28 protein-coding genes and 1 pseudogene are annotated in these 25,719 nt (G+C 71.7%); 11 read left to right on the top strand and 18 right to left on the bottom strand.

The annotated features are described in order from the left end of the window. Nucleotides 1–67: 67 nt before the first annotated feature. From O2L01_RS25625 to O2L01_RS03555, 4 genes and pseudogenes are all read right to left on the bottom strand, one after another. Nucleotides 68–451, bottom strand: coding sequence for an RICIN domain-containing protein (locus O2L01_RS25625; RefSeq protein WP_374727693.1), 384 nt, complete (start codon nt 449–451; stop codon nt 68–70). A 60-nt stretch (nt 452–511) separates the two neighbouring features. Then, nucleotides 512–1,471: pseudogene (locus tag O2L01_RS25620) on the bottom strand (non-reducing end alpha-L-arabinofuranosidase family hydrolase); the annotation flags it as partial. Between the two features lie 321 nt (nt 1,472–1,792). Further along, nucleotides 1,793–2,566, bottom strand: coding sequence for a GTP pyrophosphokinase (locus O2L01_RS03560; protein WP_270120436.1), 774 nt, complete (start codon nt 2,564–2,566; stop codon nt 1,793–1,795). A 248-nt stretch (nt 2,567–2,814) separates the two neighbouring features. Next, nucleotides 2,815–3,492 (bottom strand): TetR/AcrR family transcriptional regulator C-terminal domain-containing protein, encoded by a 678-nt coding sequence (locus tag O2L01_RS03555; RefSeq protein ID WP_270120435.1) that lies wholly within the window; start codon nt 3,490–3,492, stop codon nt 2,815–2,817. 90 nt (nt 3,493–3,582) lie between these two features. Between O2L01_RS03555 and O2L01_RS03550 the strand changes: the two genes are divergently transcribed. Further along, nucleotides 3,583–5,085 carry an FAD-dependent monooxygenase gene (locus tag O2L01_RS03550; protein ID WP_270120434.1) on the top strand — a complete coding sequence of 501 codons (1,503 nt, stop codon included), beginning with the start codon at nt 3,583–3,585 and terminating at the stop codon, nt 5,083–5,085. Nucleotides 5,086–5,119: 34 nt separating this feature from the next. Here O2L01_RS03550 and O2L01_RS03545 read toward each other — a convergent pair whose 3' ends face one another. The 9 genes from O2L01_RS03545 to O2L01_RS03505 all read right to left on the bottom strand — a co-directional run bounded on the left by O2L01_RS03545 (nt 5,120) and on the right by O2L01_RS03505 (nt 12,482). After that, nucleotides 5,120–5,656 carry a GNAT family N-acetyltransferase gene (locus O2L01_RS03545; RefSeq protein ID WP_270120433.1) on the bottom strand — a complete coding sequence of 179 codons (537 nt, stop codon included), beginning with the start codon at nt 5,654–5,656 and terminating at the stop codon, nt 5,120–5,122. A gap of 151 nt (nt 5,657–5,807) precedes the next feature. Further along, the gene (locus tag O2L01_RS03540; RefSeq protein WP_270120432.1) at nt 5,808–6,146 is read right to left on the bottom strand and encodes a DUF6204 family protein; all 339 of its coding nucleotides are present in this window, start codon (nt 6,144–6,146) and stop codon (nt 5,808–5,810) included. After that, nucleotides 6,143–6,718 carry a TetR/AcrR family transcriptional regulator gene (locus tag O2L01_RS03535; protein WP_270120431.1) on the bottom strand — a complete coding sequence of 192 codons (576 nt, stop codon included), beginning with the start codon at nt 6,716–6,718 and terminating at the stop codon, nt 6,143–6,145. The genes O2L01_RS03540 and O2L01_RS03535 overlap by 4 nt, the downstream gene beginning before the upstream one ends. A 100-nt stretch (nt 6,719–6,818) precedes the next feature. Continuing rightward, nucleotides 6,819–7,538 (bottom strand): DUF6250 domain-containing protein, encoded by a 720-nt coding sequence (locus O2L01_RS03530; RefSeq protein ID WP_270120430.1) that lies wholly within the window; start codon nt 7,536–7,538, stop codon nt 6,819–6,821. 73 nt (nt 7,539–7,611) lie between these two features. Further along, nucleotides 7,612–8,502: an ABC transporter permease gene (locus O2L01_RS03525; protein WP_270120429.1), complete on the bottom strand. Its 891-nt coding sequence runs from the start codon at nt 8,500–8,502 to the stop codon at nt 7,612–7,614. Next, nucleotides 8,492–9,301, bottom strand: a complete 810-nt coding sequence (locus O2L01_RS03520) for an ABC transporter ATP-binding protein (RefSeq protein ID WP_270120428.1) — start codon at nt 9,299–9,301, stop codon at nt 8,492–8,494. The genes O2L01_RS03525 and O2L01_RS03520 overlap by 11 nt, the downstream gene beginning before the upstream one ends. Further along, nucleotides 9,298–10,386, bottom strand: coding sequence for an ABC transporter substrate-binding protein (locus tag O2L01_RS03515; protein WP_270120427.1), 1,089 nt, complete (start codon nt 10,384–10,386; stop codon nt 9,298–9,300). Before O2L01_RS03515 ends, O2L01_RS03520 begins: the two co-directional genes overlap by 4 nt. A 174-nt stretch (nt 10,387–10,560) precedes the next feature. Next, nucleotides 10,561–11,766 (bottom strand): MFS transporter, encoded by a 1,206-nt coding sequence (locus tag O2L01_RS03510; RefSeq protein WP_270120425.1) that lies wholly within the window; start codon nt 11,764–11,766, stop codon nt 10,561–10,563. Next, nucleotides 11,763–12,482 carry a DJ-1/PfpI family protein gene (locus O2L01_RS03505; RefSeq protein ID WP_270120424.1) on the bottom strand — a complete coding sequence of 240 codons (720 nt, stop codon included), beginning with the start codon at nt 12,480–12,482 and terminating at the stop codon, nt 11,763–11,765. The genes O2L01_RS03510 and O2L01_RS03505 overlap by 4 nt, the downstream gene beginning before the upstream one ends. A gap of 97 nt (nt 12,483–12,579) precedes the next feature. On the opposite strand from O2L01_RS03505, the gene O2L01_RS03500 reads away from it, so the two are divergent. From O2L01_RS03500 to O2L01_RS03470, 7 genes are all read left to right on the top strand, one after another. Then, entirely contained in the window at nt 12,580–13,557 is a 978-nt protein-coding gene (locus tag O2L01_RS03500) for a GlxA family transcriptional regulator (protein ID WP_270120423.1), read from the top strand. A 195-nt stretch (nt 13,558–13,752) separates the two neighbouring features. After that, nucleotides 13,753–14,199: a DUF4383 domain-containing protein gene (locus O2L01_RS03495; RefSeq protein ID WP_270120421.1), complete on the top strand. Its 447-nt coding sequence runs from the start codon at nt 13,753–13,755 to the stop codon at nt 14,197–14,199. Nucleotides 14,200–14,300: 101 nt separating this feature from the next. Then, complete coding sequence (locus O2L01_RS03490; protein ID WP_270120420.1) at nt 14,301–15,125, top strand: alpha/beta fold hydrolase; 825 nt, start codon at nt 14,301–14,303, stop codon at nt 15,123–15,125. Nucleotides 15,126–15,304: 179 nt separating this feature from the next. Then, on the top strand, nt 15,305–16,189 hold the full coding sequence (locus O2L01_RS03485) for a helix-turn-helix domain-containing protein (RefSeq protein ID WP_270120419.1): 885 nt from the start codon (nt 15,305–15,307) through the stop codon (nt 16,187–16,189). Between the two features lie 91 nt (nt 16,190–16,280). Then, a complete protein-coding gene (locus O2L01_RS03480; protein ID WP_270120418.1) occupies nt 16,281–17,324 on the top strand; it encodes a zinc-dependent alcohol dehydrogenase family protein in 1,044 nt (347 codons plus the stop codon). 13 nt (nt 17,325–17,337) lie between these two features. Then, on the top strand, nt 17,338–17,730 hold the full coding sequence (locus tag O2L01_RS03475) for a (R)-mandelonitrile lyase (RefSeq protein WP_270120416.1): 393 nt from the start codon (nt 17,338–17,340) through the stop codon (nt 17,728–17,730). Nucleotides 17,731–17,757: 27 nt separating this feature from the next. Then, entirely contained in the window at nt 17,758–18,756 is a 999-nt protein-coding gene (locus O2L01_RS03470) for an aldo/keto reductase (RefSeq protein ID WP_270120414.1), read from the top strand. A 20-nt stretch (nt 18,757–18,776) separates the two neighbouring features. Here O2L01_RS03470 and O2L01_RS03465 read toward each other — a convergent pair whose 3' ends face one another. Next, nucleotides 18,777–19,361 carry a TetR/AcrR family transcriptional regulator gene (locus O2L01_RS03465; RefSeq protein WP_270120413.1) on the bottom strand — a complete coding sequence of 195 codons (585 nt, stop codon included), beginning with the start codon at nt 19,359–19,361 and terminating at the stop codon, nt 18,777–18,779. A 90-nt stretch (nt 19,362–19,451) separates the two neighbouring features. Here O2L01_RS03465 and O2L01_RS03460 point away from each other — a divergent pair, with 90 nt between their 5' ends. After that, nucleotides 19,452–20,873, top strand: coding sequence for an MFS transporter (locus O2L01_RS03460; RefSeq protein WP_270120411.1), 1,422 nt, complete (start codon nt 19,452–19,454; stop codon nt 20,871–20,873). A 40-nt stretch (nt 20,874–20,913) separates the two neighbouring features. On the opposite strand, the gene ligD (O2L01_RS03455) is transcribed toward O2L01_RS03460, so the two are convergent. From ligD (O2L01_RS03455) to O2L01_RS03445, 3 genes are read right to left on the bottom strand one after another with little or no spacing between them, the layout of a single operon-like run. Beyond that, nucleotides 20,914–21,831 (bottom strand): non-homologous end-joining DNA ligase, encoded by a 918-nt coding sequence (ligD, locus tag O2L01_RS03455; protein ID WP_270120410.1) that lies wholly within the window; start codon nt 21,829–21,831, stop codon nt 20,914–20,916. Next, nucleotides 21,831–22,751 carry a non-homologous end-joining DNA ligase gene (gene ligD, locus O2L01_RS03450; protein WP_344468989.1) on the bottom strand — a complete coding sequence of 307 codons (921 nt, stop codon included), beginning with the start codon at nt 22,749–22,751 and terminating at the stop codon, nt 21,831–21,833. The genes ligD (O2L01_RS03455) and ligD (O2L01_RS03450) overlap by 1 nt, the downstream gene beginning before the upstream one ends. A gap of 17 nt (nt 22,752–22,768) precedes the next feature. Further along, nucleotides 22,769–23,341, bottom strand: a complete 573-nt coding sequence (locus tag O2L01_RS03445; RefSeq protein ID WP_270120408.1) for a DNA polymerase ligase N-terminal domain-containing protein — start codon at nt 23,339–23,341, stop codon at nt 22,769–22,771. Between the two features lie 176 nt (nt 23,342–23,517). On the opposite strand from O2L01_RS03445, the gene ku reads away from it, so the two are divergent. Beyond that, nucleotides 23,518–24,408 (top strand): non-homologous end joining protein Ku, encoded by an 891-nt coding sequence (gene ku, locus O2L01_RS03440; protein WP_270120407.1) that lies wholly within the window; start codon nt 23,518–23,520, stop codon nt 24,406–24,408. 5 nt (nt 24,409–24,413) lie between these two features. After that, entirely contained in the window at nt 24,414–24,788 is a 375-nt protein-coding gene (locus tag O2L01_RS03435; protein WP_270120406.1) for a hypothetical protein, read from the top strand. Here O2L01_RS03435 and O2L01_RS03430 read toward each other — a convergent pair whose 3' ends face one another. Continuing rightward, nucleotides 24,789–25,691 (bottom strand): AraC family transcriptional regulator, encoded by a 903-nt coding sequence (locus O2L01_RS03430; RefSeq protein WP_270120405.1) that lies wholly within the window; start codon nt 25,689–25,691, stop codon nt 24,789–24,791. Between the last annotated feature and the right edge of the window lie 28 nt (nt 25,692–25,719).

Below are 25,719 nucleotides of genomic sequence, written 5' to 3'. Positions count from 1 at the left end.
CCCCTCGGGTGGCCCGGGGCCCCGCCGGCCCCCCGCGGGGGGCCCCCGCACGCTCGACTTCAGGTGGCTAGGCGAGGGTCCACTGCTGGTTGGTGCCGCCGTGGCAGGACCAGAGCTGGACCTTGGAGCCGTTGGCGGTCGCCGCACCGGACACGTCCAGGCACAGGCCGGACTGGCGGTTGGTGATCGTCCCGTTCGCGTTCAGGTTCCATTTCTGGTTGGTGCCGCCGTGGCACGACCAGATGATGGCGGCCGTCCCGTTCGCGGTCCCGCCTCCCGAGGCGTCCAGGCACTTCCGCGTCGTTCCCGAGTAGACCGAGAGTTCACCGGCGGTGGTGTACGTCCACCGCTGGTTCGCGCCGGTCCAGCAGTCGTAGATCTGCACCTGCGTGCCGTCGGTGGTCGACTGGTTCGGCACGTCCACGCAGCGGCCGGAAGCGGTGCCGCGCAACTGCCCGGAGCGCTCGGTCGGCGGGGGAGTGGTGGTCGGCGGCGTCGTGGAGCCCGGATCGCAGGTCGCGTTGGTCTGGGTCAGCAGGCCGAGCCGCCAAGGGAGTCCGTTGTAGTCGCCGCCGGAGTTCGGGTCGCGGCCCTGGTAGAGGTACCGCATGTCGCACGACGGCACCGTCAGCGACTGGTCCACGACCGTGCGGACCATCTCCCCGTGGCTGACGTCGTTGGTCCACGAACCGGACGGGAAGGACACGTTCGCCTTGCCCGCGAAGGGGTTGCTCTCGCTGGCCGCGAGCGCGCTCCAGGGCCCGGCGATGCTGCTCGAGGTCCACGACCGGAAGTAGCGGCCGTTCGAGCCGATCGCCTCGATGATGAGCAGGTACTGGTTTGAACCGTCCACCTTGTAGACGTTGCTGGCCTCCCACAGCGCGTACTTGTTGGAGTCCTGCATGACGATCACGGGTTCGCTCATGCCGTTCGGGAAGTTCGCCACGGAGGTCTGCGACCGGTAGAGGTGCCCGTTGTCGTCCGAGGAGAACAGGTGGCAGTTGGCGGTGTCACAGATGACCCACATGTCGACCCAGTAGCCGTTGCCGATGTTGTTCTTGATGATCTGGGGCATCGAGCCGTAGAAGTGCTTCGGCGCGGTCCATCCGGCCGGGTTCGAGATGTCCGGGTTGGTGGAGTAGGCGGCGTTGCCGTCCTGGTAGACGAGGTACCAGAGGCGTTGCGGCGCATAGTAGAACACCTCAGGAGCGGCGCGGTAGCCGGCGCCGATCCCGGACCGGTCGAGGTAGTAGTGCGGGGCCGAGCCCGCCTGCGACCAATCGCTGAAGTGCGTGTACATGAGGTTGTAGCCGGCCGCGGAGCTCGCGGTGCTGGCGAACACGTGGTACTCGCCGCCGTAGTAGACGACGGTGGGGTCCTTGATCCCCTGCGGATTGTGGGAGCCGTCCGGTTTGGGCCCGATGAGCGGCCCGGTCGAGTTCCAATGGAACGTGCTGGGCAGGGACTGCGCCTGTGCCGGGTGAGGCGCCGGATCCGCGACGGCGGCGAACGCGGCCGCCGCCACCGCGACCACGAACGCGGCGGCGAACACCACGATCCGCGCCCGAAGGGTGGATGGTTTCACTGGGGGTGCCTTTCTCTTGCAGCCGTACGCTTCTGCCGCGGGTACCGAAGCTGTTATCGATCACAGCCGCAGCGGCTTCGAAACGTTCGATCAGGATCCCGAAACGTACGAATCCTCGGATCAGCATAGCCACGCAAGATGAGGCATGTAAATAGATCAATGTGGTCGCAGCGTGCCAACCTCCGAACCCGGTGGCGGCCCGGGCCCTCAGTCGGCGTGCTGCTGCGAGAGCTCCCAGAGCCGCTGCAGGAGCGCCTCGTCGAGCCCGCCGCTCGGGGCCTCGTGCGCGGCGGCCCCGGCCGGGCCGTGCACCTCCGCGTGCAACTGCTCCATGCGCCGGTCGAGCTGCTCGGCCGCCGCCGCGGCCGCGCTCAGCTCCTCGGCGAGGTGCGCGGGGACGGCGCCGTCGTACTTGTAGAAGATCTTGTGCTCCAGGCTCGCCCAGAAGTCCATCGCGATCGTGCGGATCTGGACCTCGACGACCACCGGGACGGGCCCGGTCGACAGGAACACCGGCACTTCGATGATCGCGTGCAGGCTCTTGTACCCGTTCGGCTTCGGGTTCTCGATGTAGTCCTTGACCGTGAGCACCCGCACGTCGTGCTGGGAGGTGAGGGTCTTGAGGACGCGGTACGTGTCCGCGATGAAGCTGCAGGTGATGCGGATGCCGGCGATGTCCGTGATGTGCTCGCGGATCGACTCCAGCGAGGGCTCCAGGCCGCGGCGCGCGACCTTGTCGAGGATGCTCTCGGGCGTCTTGATCCGCGAGGCGACGTGCTCGATGGGGTTGTAGTTGTGCAGGTGGAGGAATTCCCTGCGGAGGATCGTCACCTTCGTGAGCACCTCGTCCGCGGCGAACTGGTACTCCATCAGGAACCGGGCGAAGTCCTCCCGCATCCGGCGCGCGAACGCGACCATCCCCGCGTCGGGCGCCGCGCCCTCCATCCCGCCGATGCCGTGCTCGTCCCGGATTGCGTCCATGCTTGAACGGTATCCAGCCGGGGCCGCCCCGGCGAAGCACGCCACCCGTCGTGTCGGTCACCCTCGGGCCCGGAATGCGATCCGCGCTCGGCATCCCGGCGGATCGGCGCGCTCCGCTGAACTCGCGCGCCTCCATCTGCTCTCGTACTCGGCGCCCGAATCCGAACCGGTCGGCGTCGCCGAAACGGCGGTCAAGTTGCTGTGCAAGGGCATCGCGGAGCCGGGCGCTCCGGTGGAACGCCGGCTCGTCACCCCGCGGCCCGACCGGAGCCCGAGTGTCGCGGACCCGGCCCAGACGTCGAAGCGCGAATCCCCGCGAGGATGACTGCGATGCCGTGGTCGAACTCCCCGTCGGCATCGGCGGCCGCGAGTTCGGCCGACGCGGCGGCGGTGAGCGGGAACCGGTCCGCATCGACGGCCTCGTCCAACCGGCCGTCCACATAGGGATTGGAGGCGTAGTCGGCGCCCATGCGCGACTGCTCCTCGATGACGTAGCCGATCGTGTAGTGCATCAGGATCGTGGCGGCGCGTATGGCGCTCCGGTCGTCGAACCCGGCGTCGATCATCATGCGCAGGGTCAGCTCCATGGTGCGCCACAGGGAGTCGTTGCTGACGAAGGTCCCCGCCAGCACCTTCGCGCCGTCGCGGCGGCGCAGCATCGCGCCGCGCAGCCGCCCGACGAGGGCGGCCAGCCACTCCTCCCAGGTGGTGCCGCGGCGGGGCGCCTCCAGGCCCTCCACCGCCTCGGCGAAGACGTGCTCGGCCATGGTGTCGAGCAGTTCGCGCTTGTTCTTGACGTGCCAGTAGAGCGCGGGGGCCTTCACATCGAGCCGGCCGGCGAGCGCGCGCATGGTCAGGCCGTCGAGCCCGACCTCGTCGAGCAGGTCGAGCGCGGTCTCGGCGATGAGCTGAGCGGTGAGCTTCACATCCGTCTCCAATCGGGGGCCGCTTGACACCTTAACAGGGTTCGATCTAGCCTTAACGATGTTAGATTTAACAACGTTAAGGAGTGCGTGATGGCTTCCACCCAGACCACCGACGTCGTCATCGCCGGAGCCGGCCCCACCGGCCTCATGCTCGCCCTCGAGCTCCGCCTCGCCGGGATCGACGTGACCCTGGTCGACGCCCTGCCCGGGCGCAGCGGCGAGTCCCGCGCGGGCGGCATCCACGCCCGCACGATGGAACTGCTCGACCAGCGCGGCCTGCTCGCGCCCCTCCTGGAGCGCGGCCGCGTCATGCAGGCCGGCCACTTCGGCGGGCTCCGCATGGACTTCGGCGACTTCCCGACCCGCTTCCCCTACATGCTCGGCCTCGTCCAGTCCGAGATCGAACGCGAACTCGACGCCCGCGCCCGCGACGCCGGCGCTGCCGTCCACTGGGGATCGCCCGTGGTCGGGCTCGCCCAGGACGGGACCGGCGTCGAGGTCGAACTGGGCGGCGAGCACCCGCGCCGCGTCCGCGCGGCCTACCTCGTCGGCTGCGACGGCGGCCGCTCGTCCGTCCGCAAGCTCGCTGGGATCGGCTTCTCCGGCACCGAGTCCACCGTGCTCGGCATGCTCGCGGACGTCCAGCTCGCCGACCCGCCGGAGGACATGTTCTTCGGCGCGCGGCGCGGCCCCGGCGACTACTCGGTGATCCAGTTGCAGCCCGGCTCTTGGCGACTCATCGTGCAGCGCCACGACCGCGTCCACGAACGCGGCGCCGAACCGACCTTCGAGGACTTCCGCCGCAGCTTCACGGAAGTGGCCGGGACCGACTTCGGGATGCACGACCCGATCTGGTTCTCGCACTACGGCGACGCGGCCCGCCTGGCCGACCGCTACCGCGACGGCCGCGTCCTCCTTGCCGGGGATGCCGCCCACATTCATTACCCCGCAGGAGGACAAGGCCTCAACACCGGCGTCCAGGACGCGGTCAACCTGGGCTGGAAGCTCGCCGCGTCCGTGCGCGGCGACGCCCCCGCCGGCCTGCTCGACACCTATGGGGGCGAACGGCGTCCGGTCGGCGAGCGGCTCCTGCACAACACCCGCGCCCAGACCCAGCTCATGCGCCCCGGCGCCCACGCCGACGCCCTCCGGGACGTCATGGGCGACCTGCTCGGCACCGACGACGTGCGCCACCGCCTCGGCCTCATGATCACCGGGCTCGACCAGCGCTACGAGACCGGCTGCGACCACCCCCTGGCCGGCCGCCGCGTGCCGGACGCGGAGCTGCGCGCCCCCGGCGGAGTGACGCGGATCGGCGAGCTGCTCGGCTCGGGCCGTCCGGTGCTGCTCGCGCTCCGAGACGCCGACGCGTTGGAGGCCACCGCGAAAGGCTGGCTCGACCAGGTCGTCTTCGCTTTGGCCGCATCGGTGTCGGAGCACTGGCCGCTTCCCGGCCAAGGCGAGTGCGCGGTCCCGGCGGGCGTCCTGATCCGCCCCGACGGCCATGCCGCCTGGGCCGGCGAAGCCGATGACGCGGACGGTCTCCGGGCGGCCTTGGCACGCTGGGTCGGCGACCGACCCGGTGTCGCCTGATCCGGGATGAGGGCGGGGCCCGGCCCCGCCCTGGTCAGGCGGCGGCGTACTCGTCCGCAGACAGCTCGAAGACCCGCACCCGCCGACCGGTGCCGGGGCTGACGGTCTCGCGCTCCAGGCGCATGCCGAGTTTGACCATGATGCGTTCGGAGGCGGCGTTGCCCACTTGAGCGATGCTGACGATCCGCTCGAGACCTCGATCCTCGAACCCGAACGCGGCCACGGCTTGCGCGGACTCGGTGGCCAGGCCCTGCCCCCAGTGGTCGCGGCCGAGCCGCCACCCGATCTCGACGGCGGGCAGCACCTCCGGCAGGAAGCGGGGGACGGCGAGGCCGGTGAACCCGGCGAGCCGCCCGGTCGCGCGGATCTCCAAGGCGAACAGGCCGAAGCCGTCGGTCTCCCAGTCGTGTTCCCAGGCCGCGATGCCGTCGCGGGTCTGCCGCTCGTCGCGCACGCTGCCGTCGCGGATCCAGCGCATGACCTCGGGATCGGCGTTGACGGCGGCCATCGGCGCGACGTCCTCCTCCCGCCAGCGGCGGAGTGTCAGGCGGGGAGTCTCGAGCACGACCATCCGGGCATCGTACGGCCGGTTTCCCCACGCGCCCTTGCGGACCTCAGCCGGAGACGACCGGGCCGCGCCCGATTCACTCATCACTGTGGACGGCCTGGTGCATGAACGCGGCGCGGGTGAAGCGGCCGTCGGCCCGGACGTGCCTTCTCGGTCAGCCTCGTTTGCCGCGGATCTTCATGTCCTCCAAACAGACCAGGCTCGTGTCCGTGATGCGGCCCTCGAAGCCGCGCTCCCCGATGCCGGCCTCGGCCCGATCTTCGGCTTCCAGGCGGGCGAGCAAGTCGGCGTCCTCTGGGCTGCCATCCTCGATGCTCAGCAGGTACCGGAACTGGTACCCGACCAGTTCGGGGCCGTAGAGGAACACGCCCTCGGGGGCGAAGCGGGCGGCGAACATGTCGTGCTCGCTCTGCTCGGCGCGGAGCCGCTCCCGCTGCGCGGCGGTGAGGTTCTCGAAGCGGCCGCGGACGGTCGCGCGGTAGGTGCGGCTCATGCCGGTGCTCCTTCGCTGCGGGTGGCGGCGGTGAACAGCGCGACGATCTCCGCGGTCACCTCGCCCGCATCGTTCGGCGTGGCGGACAAGCGCATCGCCGTGTTGTCGAGGACCGTGCGCACCGCGAACGCCATCGTCGGCGCGTCGAAGGCGCGCATCTCGCCGGCTCGCTGGCCTTCCTCGAAGAGGGCGACGAGGTCGGCGACGGAGGCGGCGGCGCGGTCGCCGTAGTACTGCGGCTGCTGCCGCCCGAAGTACTCGACCACCGCGATGAGCGCGCGGGTGGCGTCCGGATGCGCCGAGCAGTACTCGAGGAAGGCGCGGAGGTACGCCGCGAGCCGCGTCCCGCTCGGGGCCTCGGCCTGGAGGCATTCCCGGAGCTGCGGGCCGAGTTCGCCGACCACCGATTCGGCCACGGCCGCCGCCAGTTCGTCCTTGCTCGAGTAGTTGCCGTGCACGGCGCCCCGGCTGAAGCCGGCGTGCTCGGCGACGGCGTTCAGCGAGGTCGCGGCCACGCCGGACTGCGCGAACAGCTCGATCGCGGCCTCGACGAGGCGTCGTCGCGTCTCCACCTGGCTCTCCTTGCGGGTGAGCCTGGTCGGGCGGGTTTCCCTATGCACGAAACCAAGAATACAAGCCGGTATCCAGATGTCAACCTGTATTTGAAACCGATCAGGACGGGCGGCGCTTCCACACCTTGAAGTCGCTGATCTCCAGGTGGCTCCAGGTGGTGCGGAGGGCGAACCAGCCGTCCGTGTAAGGCTCGGGGTCGGTGTAGTCGAACAGGAGCGAGCCGTTGATCCAGTACTGCACGCGCTGCCCGTCGACGATCTGGCGGACGCGGTGGGGTTCGTTCGCGGTGAGCAGCGGTTCGGTGCGGTCGTAGATGAGCGGCCGGTTGCCCGGCTCGCCCACGTAGCGGCGGAAGCGGGTGGTGGTGTTGTAGTTGCCGCCGAAGCCCACGTAGTAGGTCTTCAGGTAGTCGTATTCGGCGAGCGCGCCGCCGCGGATCGTGGCGAAGAGGTCGTCGGGGGAGCGGACATCCCTTGCGCCCCAGAAGGTGTTGAGGTCCGAGACGCGGTCGTTCGGGCCGCCCGCGCTGATCGGGACGGCCGTGTACTCGACCGCGGAAGGGCCTTCGAGCAGGTGGCGGTACCAGATCGTGGCCCCGGCCGGGACGTCCACGATCAGCTTGCCGCGCTCGGCTTCCACGGTGCCGCCGTTCTCGAGTTCGGCGGTCCAGTGCCGCAGGCCGTGCCGGAAGTCGTCCCGCGCGGCCAGGTGCCAGTGGCCCCGGTTCGCGGCCGGATCCGCTTGGGCCGCAGCGGGTGCGATGAGCGCAGCGGTGGCGGCCGCGCCGAGAGCGGCGAGGGAGCGTCGGGTGAGTCGCAAGGTGGTTCCTCTCGGAGTGGGTAGAACGGCGCCGCGCGCCGGAACCGGCGCGCGGCGAAGGGAAGCGACGTCGTCAGCGGTCCTGGTTGAGGCCCCAGGATTCGCGGATGCGGTTGTCGGCGGCGCGGAACAGCGCGTCCACGAGGATGCCGATCACCAGGACCGTGATGATCCAGGTGAGCACCCGCGCGGAGTCGCTGAACTCCCTGGCGCCCTGCATGAGTGCGCCGATCGAGCCCTGCCCGGCCACGATCACCAGCAGCTCGCCCGCCATGAGCGACCGCCACGCGAACGCCCAGCCCTGCTTGAGGCCGGAGACGAACGACGGCAGCGTCGCGGGCAGGATCACGTGCCGGTACAAGGTCAGGCCGCGCATGCCCAGGACCGCGCCGACCCGCTTCCAGGCCGGCGGCACGTAGTCGATGCCGGAGATGATCCCGTTCGCGATCGAGGGCACCGCCCCGAGCACGACCACGAACATGATCGTGGACTCCGAGATCTGGAACAGCAGGATGGCCAGCGGGAACCAGATGATCGACGGCATCGTCTGCAGCCCCGTGATGAGCGACCCGATCGCCGCGCGCAGCGGCTTGAACCGCGCCACCGCGATGCCCAGCGCCGAGCCGACCGCCACCGACAGGGCGAACCCGGTCACCGCGCGCTGCAGCGTGATCCCGATGGCCTGCCAGTAATCCGGTGTGGCCATATAGGACGACAGGTCCTCCCACACCGTCAGCGGCGACGGGAGCACCCACGGGTCCTTCCAGCCGCTCACGAACAGCGCCTGCCACGCTCCGATGACGAGGACCAGCGCGAGCACCTTCGGCCACGTCCCGGCCCACAGGCGCGAGCCGAACCGGCCCCACCGGGTGTCGGAGACCGGCACGCGCTCCAGCTCGTCCAGCCCGGAGACCGTCTGGCGCGAATCGTCCTTCTCTTTGGCGCCCAAGACTTCAGCCGGCATGGCGGGCCACCTCTTCCCGCAGCGCGTCGGTGATCTCGGCCGCGAGCTCGGCGACCGGCGCCGAGTCGATGCGGCGCGGCCGCTCGAGCCCCACGTCGTACGTGTTGAGCACCCGGCCCGGCCGTGAACTGAGCAGCACCACCTGGTCGCCCAGGCGCACCGCCTCGCGCACGTTGTGGGTGACGAACAGGACCGTCAGCTCCCGCTCGCGCCAGATCCGCTCCAGCTCGTCGTGGAGGAGGTCGCGGGTCATCGCGTCGAGCGCCCCGAACGGCTCGTCCATGAGCAGCACCGAGGCGTCCTGCGCGAGGGCCCGCGCGAGCGCCACGCGCTGGCGCATGCCGCCGGACAGCTCGTGGGGGCGCTTGTGCGCGAACCCGGTGAGACGCACGGTCTCCAGCAGCTCCGCGGCCTTGCGGCGTCGTTCAGCCCGACCGACGCCTCTCACCCGCAGTGCGATCTCGATGTTGCCCGTGACGGTGAGCCACGGGAACAGCGCCGACTCCTGGAACATCATGGCCACCGGGCGGTCGACGTTCGTGATCGATCCGGCCGTGAGGTCGTCGAGCCCGGCGACGAGCGAGAGCAGCGTGCTCTTGCCGCAGCCGGAGGCGCCGAGCAGGCAGACGAAGCTGCCCGGCCGGACGCTGAGGGACACGCCGTCGAGGGCCGTGACGGCCCCGGGGCCCCGGCCGTAGCGCTTGACCACGTCGGTCAGCACCACGGCGCCGGAGCCCTGGGCCTCGTCGGCGGCCCGCTCGGCGGTGCCGTGGGGCGGCGCCGTGCGGGCGGGGCTCATGCGAGGTCACCCGCCGAGACCTCGGCGTCGCCGCGCGCGGACAGCACCTCGTTGAGCGGGTCGAGCTTGTAGATGCCCTTAAGGTCCACGTCCTCGAGGAGGCCGACCTCGACGGCGTGCTCTTTGCTGCCGTCGAGCGAGGCCGCGATCGGGTCCGCGGTGAAGCTCAGGTTCGCGAAGGCCGCGGCGATGACGGCGTCGTCCAGGCGCTTGTCGGTCAGGGACTCGATGCGGTCGTTCGAGACGGTCTGCGCCTCTTCGGGATTGGCGGCGATGTAGTCGAGGGCGGCGAGGTGGCCTTCGAGGAACGCCTTGACGAGCGCGGGCTTCTCGTCGAGGAACTTCTTGGAGACGATCACGTGCGTGGTGACGAACTCGCCGCCGTCCCACAGCTCGCGTTCGTTGAGGAACTCGACCGCGCCGTGCTTGAGCAGGAGGTCCGAGTAGCGCGGCTCGACGGCCCACGCGGCCTGGACGGTGCCGTCGTCGAACGCGGCGGCCACCTCGGAGTTCTCGATCGGGGTCACGGCGACGTCGCCGCCGCCGTTCTCGTCGGTCGCGAAGCCCTGCTCCTTGAGCCAGTAGCGGGCCGCGACGTCCTGGGTGTTGCCGAGCTGCGGCGTGGCGAGGGCCTTGCCGCGCAGGTCTTCCACGGTCGCGATCTCGGGCTTGACCACGAGGCCCGCGCCGCCGGAGGTGGAGCCCGCGATGATGTGGAGCGCCTGGCCGCCGGACTGCGCCCAGCCGTTGATCGCCGGGTTCGGGCCGATGTACGAGATGTCGATGGCGCCGTTGAACAGCGCCTCGATGGCCGAGGGGCCGGCGTTGAACACGGTCTCCTCGATGGTCACCTCGGCGGGCAGCGTCTGCTTGAAGACCTCCGCCTGGAGGCCGACGAGGGCGGGCGCGTGGGTGACGTTGCCGAAGTAGCCGAGGCGGATGGTCCCGCTGGCCGTGTCCTCGGCGCCGGCGGCATCGTCCTCGCCGCACGCGGCGAGCACCGGTGCGGCGGCGAGGACGGCGCCGGCGGCGGCGATCACGCTGCGGCGCTTGACGTTCTTGGGGGGCAAGGGGATGGCGCTCATGGCTCTCATTCTCTATTACTTCGATTAACTTGATCAGAATAGTAGGAATAATAGGCACGCCCGCCGCACCGGGCAACCACCGTCCCACTGGCTGGCACGCCGCACGCCTTGCGACCTGTCGTTCATCTGACAGGCGCCGTCCGCGTTGGAGGGTTCGGGAATGCTTTGTCGCGTTTAGTCCCGGCGCTCATCCGCACGGTCGCGAATAGGCGCCGTGCGAGCCGCGGCGACGCCGACGGCGAGGAGCAGGACCGAGCCGCCCAGGACGACCGGGTACCCGAAGGCCCCGGCCGCGGCGGTGGCCGCTGCGCCCGTGGCGAGGGAGACGCCGGTGCCGATCGTGGTCAGCGCGGTGTAGTCGCTCCCGGCGCTCGCGGGCCGGGAGAGGTCCATGCACACGGTGGACGCCGTGGTGACCGCCGCGGCGTAGGCCAGGTGGATCGCGATCACCACGGCCGCAACGAACATGTGGCCACCGCTGCCGAACGCGACCGGGAGGAGCCCCGCAGCGGCGAGGAGCTGCGCGGTCCCGAACAGCGTCAGGCTGCGGGCCCGCCCGACCCGGGCGGTGACGCGGCCGGCGGCGATCCCGCCCGCGATCGCGGCGAGGCTGCCGAGGACGGTCACCGTGAGGGAGATGCGGGTCAGCGACCAGCCGAGGTCCACGAGCATCGGGGTGAGTACCGCGAAGTAGCCGCCGATGCCCGCCCACATCAACGGCAGCAGCACCAGCGCCCACCGGGCCGTCCCGGGCTGCCGCAGCAGAGTGGCGAGCGAACCGAACCCGGCCCGGTCGCGGGCCTCCGCGGGCGGTTCCCGGAACCGGAGGATCTGCATGAGCGGCAAGAGGGTCGCCGCCGCGAGGCAGACCAGCGCGGGCGTCCACCCCCACCGGTCGAAGACGAGCAGCACCGCGCCGGCGCCGACGAGCGTGCCGAGGAACCCGGCGGCGGTCTGCACGCCGTTGGCGATCCCGCGATCGGCCGCGTCGAGCAGCCTGACCGACAAGGCATCGGTCGCGACGTCCTGCACGCCCATGACCACCCAGATCGCCACCACCAGCGCGGCGACCGCGGCGAGGTCGTCCACCGGGTCGAGCGGGACCAGCGCCGCCACGAGCAGCACCATCGCGGGCTGCGCGACGAGCAGCCACGACCGGTAGTGGCCGAGGCGGCGGACCCCGAAGCGGTCCATCAGCGGCGCCCACGCGAGGCGCGCCAAGCCGATGAGGGTGAGCGCCTGGAGGGCGCCGAGCCGTTCGAGCGGGACGCCTTCCCGGTAGAGGATGGTCGTCAGCCCGCCCATGCCGAGAAAGCTCGGGGCCAGCCACTGCGAGACCCACAGCCCCGCCAGGAGCGCGTGCGTCCTGCGGCGCGTCACCGGCGCGCGTCGAGGCGTTCGATCCACTCAGGACGAGCAGACCAGGCCTCGCGCACGTACCGGTCGACGAACGGCGCGAACACGTCCCCGGGGGCGTCGTCCCAGTCCAGACCCCCTTGCGGCGGTTGGGGATCGTATTCGAGCGCGTACTGGAGGAGCCGCGCGGTCGGGGCCCCGGCGAGACGGGCCGCGAGATGGAACGCCATGTCGATCCCGGCGGAGACGCCCGCCGCGGTGACGACCGGGCCGTCCTCGACCCATCTGGCGGCCACCGGGATCGCGCCGAAGACGCCGAGCAGGTGCCGGTACGTCCAGTGCGTCGTGGCGCGGCGGCCCTCCAAGAGTCCGGCCGCCGCCAGCAGCAGCGAACCGGTGCACACCGACGCGACGATCTCGGCGCCTTCGGCGGCCCCGCGCAGGTAGTCGAGCAGGCGCGGGTCGCCCATCGCCCGCAGCGCCGGCGCGTCCCCGCCCGGCACCACGAGCGCGAACGGATGAGGCGCCTCCTCGAACGTGCGGTCCGCGGCCACGGCCAGGGGCGTGTCGGTCGGCATGGGCCCCAGCCGCTCCGCCACCACCGCGACCTCGAACCCCGGCGACGCCTGCGCCAAGCCGGCGAGGACCTGCAAGGGCCCCACCAGGTCCAGGGCCGTGATCCCGGGATACAGCACGAACGCGATCGTCTGCACCTGCGCCGCTTGCGGATTCGTCGTCATGCCCACGAGCCTCCAGCGGCCCGAGCGATCGCAGCGCCTCGATGTCCGAAAACCTGCGAACCGCGTCGAACCGACCCGCCCTGCTAGCCTCGCCCTCATGCTCGAACCGCGGCGCATGGTCATCGTCGGCTACCCCGGAGCCGAAATGCTCGACATCGCCTCGCCCGCAGACGTGTTCGACGCCGCGAACCGGCTCGGCGCCGAGCGCGGCTACACGATCGAACTCGCCGGCGCCGACGGCGGCGAGATCCGCTGCCAGTCCGGGCTGCGGCTCCTCGCCGACCTCCGGCTCGACCAGGTTCGCGGCCCGCTCGACACGATTCTCGTCGCGGGCGGCCGGACCCACGAGGCCGCCGCCGCCGACCCGCGGCTCACCGCCCAGGTCCGGCGCCTGGCCCACCTGAGCCGCCGCGTCGCCTCGGTGTGCACCGGCGCGACGGTCCTCGCCGCGGCCGGGCTGCTGAACGGGCGCCGCGCCACGACCCACTGGGCCTACGCGGACCTGCTCGCCGCCCAGTACCCGCTGGTCGAAGTGGACGCGGGGCCGCTGTTCATCCGCGACGGCCGCATCGCGACCGCCGCCGGCGTCACCAGCGCGCTCGACCTCGCGCTGGCGTTCGTGGAAGAGGACGAAGGGGCCTCGCTCGCGAGGGAGGCGGCCCGCCGCCTGGTGACCTACCTGCAGCGCCCCAGCAACCAGGCGCAGATCAGCACGTTCCTCGCCGCGCCGCCGCCCGAGCACCGGATCGTGCGCGACCTCGCCGCGCACGCGGTCGCGCATCCGGGCGCGGACCTCTCCACGGCGGCCCTCGCCGCCCGGGCCGGGGTGAGCGCCCGGCAGCTCGCGCGGCTGTTCGCGGCCCACGTGGGCACGACCCCGGGCCGGTACGTGCGCATGGTCCGCACCGAGGCCGCCGCCCGGCTGCTCGAGACGAGCGAGCTGCCCCTGGCCGCGGTCGCGCGGCGCTGCGGATTCGGCTCCACCGAGACGCTGCGCACGGCCTTCCTCGAGCACCTCGACACCACGCCCTCGACCCACCGCCGCCTCCACCGCCGCGCCGCGTCGCGAGTGTGAAGGCGGGAGCCCGTCCGAGCCGAGTGTCGGGTTCGGTCGCGGCGGGCGCGCCTGCGGTGATCGTGCCCGAACGACCGAAACCGAGGCGCGCCCGCGTCCCCTTCGGAGCAGGGCGCGGGCCCGTGCCAGGCGTCGGGGCTTGGAAAGAGCGCTGAACGGGTATTTCCTTCCGGCCACCGGAAAGGGAGGCCCGAAATGTCTCAATCATCAATGCCCCGCACGCGCACGCCCGTGCAGACCGTGACGATGGCGATCGCCCTCGTCTTCCTGCTCGTCGGAATCCTCGGGTTCATCCCGGGCATCACGACCGATTTCGACACCATGACGTTCGCGGGCCATCATTCGGACGCGATGCTCCTGGGCGTCTTCGGGGTGTCCGTGCTGCACAACATCGTGCACCTGCTGTTCGGGGTCGTCGGCCTCGTCATGGCCCGCACCGCGGGCGGCTCGGTCGCGTTCCTGCTCGTGGGCGGCGCGATCTACCTCGTGCTCTGGATCTACGGCCTGCTGGTCGACCTCGACTCGACGGCGAACTTCGTGCCGTTCAACGAGGCCGACAACTGGCTCCACCTGATCCTCGGCGTCGCGATGGTCGGACTCGGCCTCGTGTTCTCGCGGGGCACCCGCGGCGTCACGACCTGAGCCGCGCCGACCGACCGCGGACGGGCCCCGCCCGCGGCCGGTTTCAGCGCCCTGGTCGGAGGGTAATCGCGGGCCGCTGCCGCCGAGCGAAGGAGACGAGCTTGCGAGGACCATGGGATTGGCAGGCCATGCGCGCGAAGCACGCGCTGGCGGCCCGCGCGCCCGAGCCCGACGCGCGCTTCACGAGCCGCTGGACCAACGTCCGCGGACTCCAGGTCCACTCGCGCGAATCGCGCGACGCGCCGATCGGGGTCACCCCGGTCGTGCTCGTGCACGGCCTGGCGGTCTCGCACCGCTACCTCATGCCGGTCGGCGCGCTCCTCGCCGCGCGGTACCCCGTCCGCGCGGTCGACCTGCCCGGGTTCGGACTCAGTGAGCACCCGGACGCGATCCTCGACGTCCCCGCGCTCGCCGAACGGCTCGCCGAATGGCTCAAGGCCAGCGGCAACGCGCCCGCCGACCTCCTCGGCAACTCCTTCGGCACCCAGATCGCCGTCGACCTCGCCGCCCGCCACCCCGAACTCGTCCGCAGACTGGTCCTGGCGGGCCCCACCATGGATCCGGAGGCGCGCAGCATGCCGCGCCAGGCGCTGCGCTGGCTGCGGGGCCTCCACCGTGAGGATCCCGGCCAGTTCCCGATCCTCATGCGCGACCTCGCCGACGCCGGGCTCGTCCGGGCGGTGCGCACTTTCCGTGCGGCGCTCCGCGACCCGATCGAGGAGAAGCTGCCCGCGGTCGAGGCGCCCACCCTGGTCACCCGCGGCGAGCATGAAGCCGTCTCCTCCAGCGAGTGGGCCGAACGGGCCGCCCGCCTGCTGCGGCACGGCGAGCTCGCGGTCGTCCCCGGCAGCCCTCACGACGCCACCTACACCGCCGCGGGTCCGCTCGCGGCCGTCGTGATGCCGTTCCTCGACCGCGACCCGTGACGGGCCCGGCCACCCCGAAAACCCCGCTACGGGTACCCGCGTTCCCGGCGGCCGTGCGGACGGCGGCGCACCAGCCGATCCTGCTCCATCCCGCTCCGCCGCCGCTTTCGCCGCAACGACGGTTCCCTGGTAATACCAGTACCCCTTTCGGGCCCCGTCCCGGACGTACCGTGGACCGCATGGATCGACGGCAGGACGCAGCGGAATTCCTCAGGTCACGGCGCGACAGGGTCACCCCGGACAAGGCCGGGATCTTCGGATCGGGCCGCCGCCGCGTGCCGGGGCTGCGCCGTGAAGAGGTCGCGTTCCTGGCCGGGGTGAGCGTGGACTACTACGTGCGCATGGAGAGAGGCGACCTGCGCGGCGTCTCCCCGGAGGTGCTGGACGCCCTCGCGCGGGCGCTGCAGTTGGACGAGGCCGAGACCGCCTACCTCCACGACCTCGCCCACGCCGCCGGGCCCGGCGCCCGCAAGCGCCGCGAGCAGTCCGCCGAAGCGAAGGTCCGCCCCGGGCTGCAGCAGTTCATCGACGCCGTCACGGGCGCGGCCGTCACCGTCCAGAACCGCGCCGGCGACATCGTCGCGGCCAACGCCCTCGGCCGGGCCCTGTACAAGCCGGTGCTCGAGAGCGCCGCGGCGCGCGGCAACACCGGCCGGTTCCTGTTCCTGGACCCGGCGGCCCGCACGTTCTGGCCCGAGTGGACGCTGGTCGCCGACCAGATCGTGGCCTCGATGCGGTCGATCGCCGGTCAGTACCCGCACGACAAGTCCCTCACCGACCACATCGGCGAGCTCGTGACCCGCTCCGAGGACTTCCGCGTCCGCTGGGCCGCGCACGACGTGCGCTTCCACCGCAGCGGGTTGAAGCGCCTCCACCACCCGGACGTGGGCGACCTCGAGCTGACGTACGAGACCATGGAGCTCCCCGCGAGCCCCGAGCTGCGCATGACGGCCTACACCGCCGAGGCCGGGTCGCCCAGCGCCGAGCGCCTCGCCCTGCTGGGCAGCCTCGCCGCCACGGACGCGCCCGCCGACACGGATGGAATCACGACTCGCCGAACGTGAGGCCCATGGGGGTAACGCCAGTCCCTCCCGGGGCGGCCGGATCGCGATTAGCGTCGAGACCGACCGATCCACCAGGAAGGACAGCGCAACGATGAAGGCCGCATTCATGTACGCCGCAGGGGACGTCCGCGTCGAGGAGGTCCCCGATCCCGTCCTCAAAGCACCCACCGACGCGATCGTGCGGGTCGTTCGCTCGTGCATCTGCGGGTCCGACCTGCACCCGTACCACTCGCTCCCGGCCACGCCCGAAGGCACCACGATGGGCCACGAGTTCGTCGGCGTCGTCGAGGACACCGGCTCCGAGGTGAGCTCGATCCGCAAGGGCGACTTCGTGATCGCTCCCTTCGCGGTCTCGGACGGCACGTGTGAGTTCTGCCGCGAGGGCCTGCATACCTCGTGCCTGCACGGCGGCTTCTGGAACGACCCCGGCATCGGCACCCAAGGCGGCCAGGCCGAAGCGGTCCGCGTCCCGCAGGCCGACGGCACGCTCGTGGCCGTGCCCGGGATCGGCGAGGACTCCGCGCACCTGGCCTCGCTGCTCACGCTCTCGGACGTGTACGGCACCGGCTGGCACGCCGCCCGCACCGCCCGCGTGGGCGAGGGCGACACGGTCGCCGTCGTCGGCGACGGCGCTGTCGGGCTCATGGCCGTGCTCGCCGCCAAGCAGCTCGGTGCCGAGCAGATCATCCTCATGGGACGCCACAAGGCCCGCACCGACCTCGGGCGCGAGTACGGCGCCACCGACGTGGTCGCCGAACGCGGCGACGAAGGCATCGCCAAGGTCCGCGAGCTGACCGGCGGCCGCGGGGTCCGCAAGGTCCTCGAGGCCGTGGGCCACCTGCCCGCCTACGAGCAGTCCCTCGGGATCGTCCGCGACGGCGGCACGGTCTCCCGCGTCGGCGTGCCGCAGTACGCGGACGCCCAGATCGGCTGGCCGTTCTTCGGCCGCAACCTGACCCTGACCGGCGGACCCGCGCCCGTGCGCGGCTACATCGAGCAACTGCTCCCGGCCGTCCTCGACGGCAGCGTCGACCCCGGCAAGGTCTTCGACCGCACCATCGGCATCGACGAGGTCCCGGCCGGATACGCGGCCATGGACGCCCGCGAGGCCCTCAAGGTCATGATCCGGATGTGAAGGAGCCGAGACCATGGAACTCATCGAGCAGCAGCCCACCGCCACCGGCCCGGCCGACTGGTTCACCGGCTCGGTCTACATCAGCCCGATCTGCGCCGGCGCCGCGCCCTCGCGTCTGCGCGCGAGCCTCGTCCGGTTCACCCCCGGCGCCCGCACGCACTGGCACCGCCACCGCCTCGGCCAGACCCTCCACATCGTCTCGGGCATCGCGCTCGTCGGCACCCGCGACGGCCGGATCATCGAAGCGCGCCAAGGCGACACCGTGTGGACGCCACCGGACGAGGAGCACTGGCACGGCGCGGTCGGCGACCAGTTCATGGCCCACCTCGCGATGTGGGAGGGCGACGACGTCACCTGGGCCGAAGCCGTCACCGACCAGCAGTACGGGCGCACGCCCGCGCACTGAACACACCGACCACTCAGGAGGAAGCACATGGAACGCCGCCAACTCGGCAACGGCCTCACGGTCTCGGCGATCGGCCTGGGCTGCATGGGCATGAGCCAGTCCTACGGCCCCAGCGGCAGCCGGGCCGAGTACATCGACCTGATCCGCTCCGCCGTCGACCAGGGCGTGACCTTCTTCGACACCGCCGAGGTCTACGGCCCGTACGTCAACGAAGAACTCGTGGGCGAAGCGCTCGCGCCCGTGCGCGACCAGGTCGTGATCGCCACGAAGTTCGGCTTCGACATCGGCCTCAACACCGGAGCCCCGGGCGGGCTCACGGCGCTCGACAGCCGCCCCGAGCACCTCCGCGAGGTCGTCGAAGGCTCGCTGCAGCGGCTGCGCACCGACCGCATCGACCTGTACTACCAGCACCGTGTCGACCCGCACGTCCCCATCGAGGAGGTCGCCGGAGCGGTCAAGGACCTCATCGCCGAAGGCAAGGTCAAGCACTTCGGACTCTCCGAGGCCGCGCCCGAGACGATCCGCCGCGCGCACGCCGTGCAGCCCGTGGCCGCCCTGCAGAACGAGTACTCGCTGTGGTGGCGCCGCCCGGAGGAGGGCGTGCTCGACACCCTCGAGGAGCTCGGCATCGGCCTGGTGCCCTACAGCCCCTTGGGCAAAGGCTTCCTCACCGGGAAGATCAACGCGGACACCGAGTTCGGCGAGGGCGACATCCGGGGCACCATCCCGCGCTTCGCCGCCGAAGCGCGCGAAGCGAACCAGGCCGTCGTCGACCTGCTCGAGGCGATCGCGCAGCGCAAGGGCGCCACGCCCGCGCAGATCGCCCTCGCCTGGCTGCTCGCGCGGCGCCCGTGGATCGCCCCGATCCCCGGCACCCGCCGGCCCGAGCGCCTGGCCGAGAACCTGGGCGCGGCCGAGGTCGAGCTGACCGAGGCCGACCTCGCCGAGATCACCGCGGCCGCCGACCGGATCACCGTCCTCGGCGACCGCTACCCCGAGCACCTCGAGCGGCTCACCAACCGATAGACCGCACGCGGCCCCGCGGCTCAGGTCGCGGGGCCGCGCAGCACCGACTGCACGGTCTCGGTCGCCACGCGGCCCACGTTCGCCTCGGTCAGATTCCCCGCGCGCAACTGCTCCGCCGCGCCGTGCAGCAGGTAATGCACCGCACTGACCAGCCACGGGAGCGGCAGGTCGGTGCGGAACGCGCCCTCGCGCTGGCCCCGCCGGATGAGGTCCTCCATCCGCTTCGCGGGCGAGGCGTGGAGTTCGCGGAGGCGGCCCGCGGGCAGCAGGCCCTGGGCCGCTTCGAGCAGCGCGGCCGACTCGGCCACGAGGTCCCAACTCGAGGCGAGGAGCCGGCCCAGCGCCTCCGTCGGGTCGCCGGAGAGATCGATCCCGGCCAGCTTCGCGTCCCCCACTTCGAGTGCGTCCGCGAGCGCCGCGTCCACGAGTTCGGCCCGGGTCTTGAAGTGGCCGTAGAGGGTCATGCGCCCCACCCCCGCCTCGGCCGCGATCGCCTCGATCGTGGCGTCGGGGTTCTCGCTGAGGCAGGCGCGGGCGGCGGCCACGATGCGGGCGATGCTGCGCTCGGCGTCGGCGCGGCGGCGCGGGCGGGTCTGAGAAGCCATGACCCCAGTTTATCTCGTACGGGAGTATACGAGTTAAGCTCTCGGTTATAACTCGTACTCCAACATACGACTTAATGCCCGGAGGGCATCATGACCGAGACCCAGACCCACGAACCGGCCGCACCCGCGGCCCCGCACCCCCAGCGCTGGAAACTCCTCGCACTCCTCGGAGTCGCCCAGCTCATGCTCATCCTCGACGTCACCGTCGTGGCGATCGCGCTGCCGCACATGGAAGCCGACCTCGGCCTCAGCCGCGAAGCCCTGACCTGGACCGTGAGCGCCTACACCCTCGCCTTCGGCGGCCTCATGCTCCTCGGCGGCCGCATCGCCGACCTCGTCGGCGCCAAGGGCGTCGTCCTCACCGGCCTCCTGCTCTTCACCGCCGCGTCCCTCACCGCCGGCCTCGCCGGCTCCGCCGAACTCCTCGTCGGCGGCCGCATCGCCCAAGGCGTGGGCGCCGCGCTCATGTCGCCCGCCGCACTCTCCTTGGTGGTCACGCTCTTCGACGGCGCGGAACGGCACAAGGCCCTCGGTATCTGGTCCGCCCTCGGCGGCGGCGGCGCGGCCCTCGGCGTGCTCCTCGGCGGCCTCCTCACCAGCGGCCCCGGCTGGTCCTGGGTGTTCTACGTGAACGTCCCGATCGGCCTCGCGATCGCCGCCGCGCTCGCGGCCATGCTGCCGCGCCGGACCGCGGCGGCCGCGCGAGCCCGGCTCGACGTGCTCGGCGCCCTGCTCGTGACCGCCTCCACGGCCGTCCTCATCTACGCGCTCATCAACGCGGGCGAAAGCGGCTGGCTGACAGCCGAAACGGGCTGGCTGCTGCTCGCCGCCGCCGTCGGCTACGGCCTGTTCGTCCTGTGGCAGCGCACCGCTCGCTCGCCGCTGATGAACCTCGCCCTGCTCGCCCGCCGTCCGGTCGCCACCGGAGCCTTCCTCATCCTCATGGCGACGGCGCTCATGATCGCCGGATTCTTCCTGGGCACCTTCTACTTCCAGCACGCCCTCGGCTACGGCGCGCTCCAGACCGGGCTGCTGTTCCTGCCCGTCGCGCTGGCGACCATGGTGGGCGCCAACCTGACCGGGCGGCTCCTCGCCAGGTTCGGCGGGCGCCCGCTCGCGGTGGCCGGGTTCCTGGTCGCCGCAGCCGGTCTCGCGGTGCCCGCCTTGTGGATCAACGCGGCAGCGGTGACGGCGGGCGTCGCGGCCGGAGGGGCCGGTGCCGGTGCCCTGTTCGTCGTCGCGTCGGCGACCGCGCTCGGCCAGGTCGCGCACGAGGAGGCGGGTGTGGCCTCGGGGATCGTGAGCACGTTCCACGAGTTCGGCGCCTCGATCGGCGCGGCGGTCGTCTCGAGCGTCGCGGCCGCGAGCCTCATCGGACACACCTTGGACGGCTTCACGGACGGGTTCACCGTGGCGGCGGCCTCGGCCGCGGTGGCCGCGATCGTGGCGGGAGTGCTCACGCCGCGCCGCTCCGCCGACGCGCCGCACGCGTCGAACCATCCCCTCCACTGAGGCTGATCGGGCCGCCGCGAAGCACTCGCGGCGGCCCCGGCTATGCGTCGTTGTTCAAGGCGTCCAGGCGAATCCGCACCTCGGCCGGGGTGGCGGCGTGCTCGTCCATGTTCGCCCACGGGTCGGTCTTGCGGGCGAGGCGGCGGCTGATCGCGGTGGTGTTGTAGCCGTTGGGCGTGGAGCGGCCGAGCTCGTTCCACTCGAGCGGGGTCGCGACGGCCGCGCCGGGGCGGGCGCGCAGCGAGTACGGCGCGACGAAGGTCTGGCCGTGGCCGTTCCGGTTGACGTCCAGGAAGATCCGGTCGCCGCGGCGGTTCTTGCGCTGCGCCGTCGTGAGCATGTCGGGGTCGGCGGCCGCCAGCCGGTCGGCGAGGTCCCCGGCGAGCGCGCGCACGAACGGGAAGTCGGCGGTGCGGTCGAGCGGCGCGACCACGTGGTAGCCGCGCCCGCCCGTCGCCTGCAGGTACGGCGTCAGGCCGACCTCGGTGAACAGGTCGCGGGCGCGCCGGGCGATCGAGCGGAGCACCGCGACCGGGACGCCTGAGGGCGGGTCGATGTCGACCACAAGGCGGTCGGGCCGCTCGATGTCGTCGACCGTGGCCGTCCAGATGTGGAACTCGATGGCGGAGAGGTTCGCCAGGAACAGCAGCGTCGCGGCGTCGTCGCCCACCACATAGTGGTCGGTTCCCGTGGTGCGCCGGTGCGGGACCTCGACCGTGCGCACCCACTCGGGCAGGCGGCCCGTGGGGTGCTTCTGGAAGAACCCCTCCGTCCCGATCCCGTGCGGGAAGCGCAGCAGCGTGAGCGGGCGTCCGGCCAGGTGCGGGACCATCGCGTCGGCGACGGTGCTGTAGTGGAGCAGCATGTCGCCCTTCATGAAGTGGTCGTCGGGGAACAGTTCCTTGTCGAGGCTCGAGACGGCGATGTCGTGCCCCGCGACCTGCAGCATCGGCGCCATCAGCTCGTCTCCCTCACGACGTCTTGGGCGGGCTTGTCGATCCGCTCGCCCCGGTAGCGGGGGTGGCGGAGCATCCCGTCCGGGGTCCATTCGCTGAAGCCGACCTGCGCCACCAGTTTCGGGCGCACCCAGTGGGCGCCCTTCTCGCGCACCGGATCGGCGAACGGGCTCTGGTCCTGCGCGAGGCCGTCCATGCGCCTGCGCAGGTCCCGCAGGGTGCGCTCGTCGTAGCCGGTGCCGACCTTGCCCGCGTACCGCAGCGTCCGGCCGCGGTCGTAGTAGCCGACGAGGAGCGCGCCGAAGCCGGCGCGCGAGCCCTGCGGGTCGGTGTAGCCGCCCACGACGAACTCCTGGTCGCGCACGCATTTGAACTTGAGCCATTCCTTGGACCGGCCGGGGTGGTACCGGGAGGTCGCGCGCTTGGCGATCAGGCCCTCCCAGCCGCGTTCGCAGGCCTGCTCGTAGAACGCCTCGCCGTCGCTGTTGCGGTGCACGGAGTACCGCAGCGGGTCGCGGAAGTCGAAGGCCCGCCGGAGGATCCGCTTGCGGTCGCGCAGCGGCAGGCCGGTCATGTCCTGGCCGTCGTAGGAGAGGAGGTCGAACAGGTAGTAGTAGACGGCGACGCCGGTGGCGGCGATGCGCGCGGCGCCGGTGAGGTGGATCCGCGCCTGGAGGCGGGCGAAGCTCATCACCCTGCCGTCGAACGCGACGATCTCGCCGTCCGCGGTGAACCGGGGCCCGCCCAGCTCCTCGAGCGCGTCCACGAGTTCGGGGAAGCGCTCGTCGAGGCGGTTCCCGTTGCGCGACCACAGCTCCGGGCGGCCGCCGTCCCGCGCGGCGATGGCGCGCATGCCGTCGAACTTGCGCTCGTACAGCCAGTCGCCGCTGGAGAAGCGGCGCTCGGTGAGCGAGGCGAGCATGGGCTCCCGGAAGCCGTTCACGCCAGGTCCCGGTTGGTGCGCCCGGTCAGGACCGAGGCGAGCTGGGTCTTGGCGGGCTTGCGGCGGCGGTCGGCGCCCTCGTCGTCCTTCTTGATGAGCAGCCAGTTCCGGCCCTCGCCCATCCGCGAGAGCGCGAAGCCGCCGCTGAGCTTCTCGCCTTCGAGCCGGAACGAGACGTGGCCGTGCTCGACGGCGTCCGCCATCGCGATCGGCCGGCCGCGCTTGGCCGTGACGTTCTCGTAGGTCCCGGTGTCCCAGACGATCATCGTGCCCGCGCCGTACTCGCCTGCGGGGATGCGGCCCTCGAACACGAGGTAGTCGAGCGGGTGATCCTCGGTCTGGACGGCCAGCCGCTTGTCGCGCGGGTCGAGCGACGGGCCCTTCGGCACGGCCCACGAGACGAGCACGTCCCCGACCTGGAGTCGCAGGTCGTAGTGCAGCCGCGAGGCCTCGTGCCGCTGGATCACGAACCGGTCGGTCGCGCCCTTGCCGCGCCCGCCCGCGGGCTCGCCCGATCGCTTCAGGTCCCGCTTTCTGCGGTATTCGTCCAGCTTGCGCCCCCGTGCCATGGCCCGGAGATACCCGGGCCGGACGAGGGCAAAACCGTGGACGCCGTCGGGCCCACGCCTGGGCGGCCCGCTTGAGCAGGCGCAACGCGCTTGATCGATGCTCACCCCGCCATTATCAAGCGAGCAAAGATCACATATTGCATTTACTTGATTACTCTCGGTGCCATGCTGTGGACATGCCTGCGATCTGGACCGGGGTCATCGCGTTCGGGCTGGTGAGCATTCCCGTCAGCCTGCGATCCGCCACGTCGAACCACGACGTGGCGATGCACCAGTACCACGCGGCCGACGGCGGCCGGATCCGCTACCAGAAGATCTGCGAACTCGACGACGAGGTCGTGCCGCCCGAGGACATCGTCAAGGGCGTCGACCACGAGAGCGGCGACGTCGTCCTCCTCGACGACGAGGAGCTCGAGGACCTGCCCGTCAGCACCTCGAAGACCATCGACGTGGTCCAGTTCGTGAGCGCCGACCAGATCGACCCCATCCACTACGAGCGGTCCTACTACGCCGACCCCGGCAAGGCCGCCGCGAAACCCTATGTGCTGCTTCGTGAAGCGCTCGAGGAATCCGGCAAGATCGCGATCGTCAAGGTCGCCCTCCGCCGCCGCGAGAGCCTCGCCGCGCTCCGCCCGCGCGACGACATGCTCGTGCTCCACATGATGCTGTGGCCCGACGAGATCCGCCAGCCCGAGACCGCCGGCCTCGGCGGCGAGGCCCGCAAGCAGGAACTCCAGATGGCCGCCACCCTCATCGACGCCATGACCGGCGACTTCGACCCCGAGGAGTACAGCGACTCCTACCAGGAGGCCCTGCGCGCCCTCATCGACGCCAAGGCCAGCGGGCGCAAGACCCCGTCCAAGGCCAAGAAGGAAGCCCCCGAGGCCAAGGTCATCAACCTCATGGACGCCCTCCAGAAGAGCGTCGAGGCCAGGGAGGGCGGCCGCAGGCCCGCGAAGAAGACCGCCAAGAAGGCCGCGAAGAAGGCGGCCAAGAAATCGACCCCGCGCAAGCAGACGGCCAAGAAGGCCGCCAAGTCCACCGCCCGCAAGCGCAAGACCGCTTGAGCCGCATGGCCTCCACGACGGCGCTCCACGCCCGGTACCCCTTGCCGGACTGGAGGATCGACTCCAAGTTCAAGCGTGACTTGACCCTCGCGATCGCCGCCGCCATCGCCGCCGAGACCGACCGCTGGCCTCCCGCGACCCCCGCCGAGCACGCCCGCCGCGTCACCGAAGCGGCCCGCGCCGCCGTCGAACCCCGCCTCACCTGGCTCGACGAAGGCGCCACCGACGGCTTCAGCTACCCCGGCGACGACCTCGTCGCCTACATCGCCCAACTCGCCCTCACCCGCCCCGGCGAAGTCCTCACCCCCGACCACTACCGCGACCTCCTCCGCGCCTACCGCCACCACCTCGAATCCGAGGCCCGCCGCTTCGAGGGCTAGTCACGTGCCCTGGGGGCGTCGGCGGTAGGCGGTGGGGGTCTGGGCGTGGTGGTGGTGGAACTGGCGGGAGAAGTACATGGGGTCGTCGTAGCCGGTCTCGCGGGCGACGGCGGCGACGGGGAGGTCGGTGCCGTCGAGGAGTTCGCGGGCGCGGGCCATGCGGAGCTGGACCTGGTACTGGAGGGGCGAGACGCCGAGGTGCTCGCGGAAGAGGGCGCTGAGCTGGGACTGGCTGAGGCCCACCATCGAGGCGAGGGCGGCCGCCGAGGTGCGTTGCGGGGCGGTCGCCCGCAGGTGTTCGACGGCGCGTTCGACGGGGCTGAGCTGGGAGCCGGGGTGGCGGCGGCCGGTGGCGACGACGTGGGCGAGGGCGTGCCAGGCCGCGCCGGAGCCGCGGATGAGGGACGCGCTGGTGACGCCGGCGTCGAGCGCGTCGATGACCTGCGAGACCAGGCTCGCGACCGGTGCGGGGTCGCGGAGGTGGGTTACCGGGCCGCCCGCCGCGTCGTGCGCGGCCCGCACCAGTCCGGCGGCGTCCGAGCCGGTGAAGTGCAGCCACCACAGGGTCCACGGATCGTCTTCGGCCGCACCGTAGGCGTGGGCCCGGTGGGCGGGGAGGAGGACGACGCCGCCGCGCGAGACCGGGAACCGGGTGCCGCCCGTGCGGCACCAGCCCTGGCCGCCGGTGCAGACCAGGAGCAGGTGCTCGGCGGCGCCGGCCGGGCGGGAGCGGCCGTGGCGGGCGGCGTGCGGGAAGAAGCCCGCGTCCGTGACCAGGAGTTTCCCGGTCACCGGATGGCGCAGGGCCCGCTCGGCGGCCGCGCGGGGGACGACGAGCATCCGCTGCCCCGCGAAGCCCTCGGCGACCGCGTGGTCGTCGGCGTCGATCGTCGGTTCGTCCATACCCGCCATTGAAATGACCATCGACAGC

Source organism: Glycomyces lechevalierae (assembly GCF_027622945.1).
In the GTDB taxonomy this organism is placed as follows: Bacteria; Actinomycetota; Actinomycetes; order Mycobacteriales; family Micromonosporaceae; genus Glycomyces; species Glycomyces rutgersensis.
The sequence above is the reverse complement of the archived record's forward strand: the minus strand, read 5'-3'. Positions and strand labels throughout refer to the sequence as shown.

What these genes read in the sequence shown, in the direction of transcription:
- O2L01_RS03560 (WP_270120436.1), bottom strand. Translation starts at nt 2,566, where the DNA reads ATGGACGCAATCCGGGACGAGCACGGCATCGGCGGGATGGAGGGCGCG.
- O2L01_RS03550 (WP_270120434.1), top strand. Translation starts at nt 3,583, where the DNA reads ATGGCTTCCACCCAGACCACCGACGTCGTCATCGCCGGAGCCGGCCCC.
- O2L01_RS03545 (WP_270120433.1), bottom strand. Translation starts at nt 5,656, where the DNA reads ATGGTCGTGCTCGAGACTCCCCGCCTGACACTCCGCCGCTGGCGGGAG.
- O2L01_RS03540 (WP_270120432.1), bottom strand. Translation starts at nt 6,146, where the DNA reads ATGAGCCGCACCTACCGCGCGACCGTCCGCGGCCGCTTCGAGAACCTC.
- O2L01_RS03525 (WP_270120429.1), bottom strand. Translation starts at nt 8,502, where the DNA reads ATGCCGGCTGAAGTCTTGGGCGCCAAAGAGAAGGACGATTCGCGCCAG.
- O2L01_RS03520 (WP_270120428.1), bottom strand. Translation starts at nt 9,301, where the DNA reads ATGAGCCCCGCCCGCACGGCGCCGCCCCACGGCACCGCCGAGCGGGCC.
- O2L01_RS03515 (WP_270120427.1), bottom strand. Translation starts at nt 10,386, where the DNA reads ATGAGCGCCATCCCCTTGCCCCCCAAGAACGTCAAGCGCCGCAGCGTG.
- O2L01_RS03505 (WP_270120424.1), bottom strand. Translation starts at nt 12,482, where the DNA reads ATGACGACGAATCCGCAAGCGGCGCAGGTGCAGACGATCGCGTTCGTG.
- O2L01_RS03500 (WP_270120423.1), top strand. Translation starts at nt 12,580, where the DNA reads ATGCTCGAACCGCGGCGCATGGTCATCGTCGGCTACCCCGGAGCCGAA.
- O2L01_RS03495 (WP_270120421.1), top strand. Translation starts at nt 13,753, where the DNA reads ATGTCTCAATCATCAATGCCCCGCACGCGCACGCCCGTGCAGACCGTG.
- O2L01_RS03485 (WP_270120419.1), top strand. Translation starts at nt 15,305, where the DNA reads ATGGATCGACGGCAGGACGCAGCGGAATTCCTCAGGTCACGGCGCGAC.
- O2L01_RS03480 (WP_270120418.1), top strand. Translation starts at nt 16,281, where the DNA reads ATGAAGGCCGCATTCATGTACGCCGCAGGGGACGTCCGCGTCGAGGAG.
- O2L01_RS03475 (WP_270120416.1), top strand. Translation starts at nt 17,338, where the DNA reads ATGGAACTCATCGAGCAGCAGCCCACCGCCACCGGCCCGGCCGACTGG.
- O2L01_RS03470 (WP_270120414.1), top strand. Translation starts at nt 17,758, where the DNA reads ATGGAACGCCGCCAACTCGGCAACGGCCTCACGGTCTCGGCGATCGGC.
- O2L01_RS03465 (WP_270120413.1), bottom strand. Translation starts at nt 19,361, where the DNA reads ATGGCTTCTCAGACCCGCCCGCGCCGCCGCGCCGACGCCGAGCGCAGC.
- O2L01_RS03460 (WP_270120411.1), top strand. Translation starts at nt 19,452, where the DNA reads ATGACCGAGACCCAGACCCACGAACCGGCCGCACCCGCGGCCCCGCAC.
- ligD (WP_270120410.1), bottom strand. Translation starts at nt 21,831, where the DNA reads ATGGCGCCGATGCTGCAGGTCGCGGGGCACGACATCGCCGTCTCGAGC.
- ligD (WP_344468989.1), bottom strand. Translation starts at nt 22,751, where the DNA reads ATGCTCGCCTCGCTCACCGAGCGCCGCTTCTCCAGCGGCGACTGGCTG.
- O2L01_RS03445 (WP_270120408.1), bottom strand. Translation starts at nt 23,341, where the DNA reads ATGGCACGGGGGCGCAAGCTGGACGAATACCGCAGAAAGCGGGACCTG.
- ku (WP_270120407.1), top strand. Translation starts at nt 23,518, where the DNA reads ATGCCTGCGATCTGGACCGGGGTCATCGCGTTCGGGCTGGTGAGCATT.
- O2L01_RS03435 (WP_270120406.1), top strand. Translation starts at nt 24,414, where the DNA reads ATGGCCTCCACGACGGCGCTCCACGCCCGGTACCCCTTGCCGGACTGG.
- O2L01_RS03430 (WP_270120405.1), bottom strand. Translation starts at nt 25,691, where the DNA reads ATGGACGAACCGACGATCGACGCCGACGACCACGCGGTCGCCGAGGGC.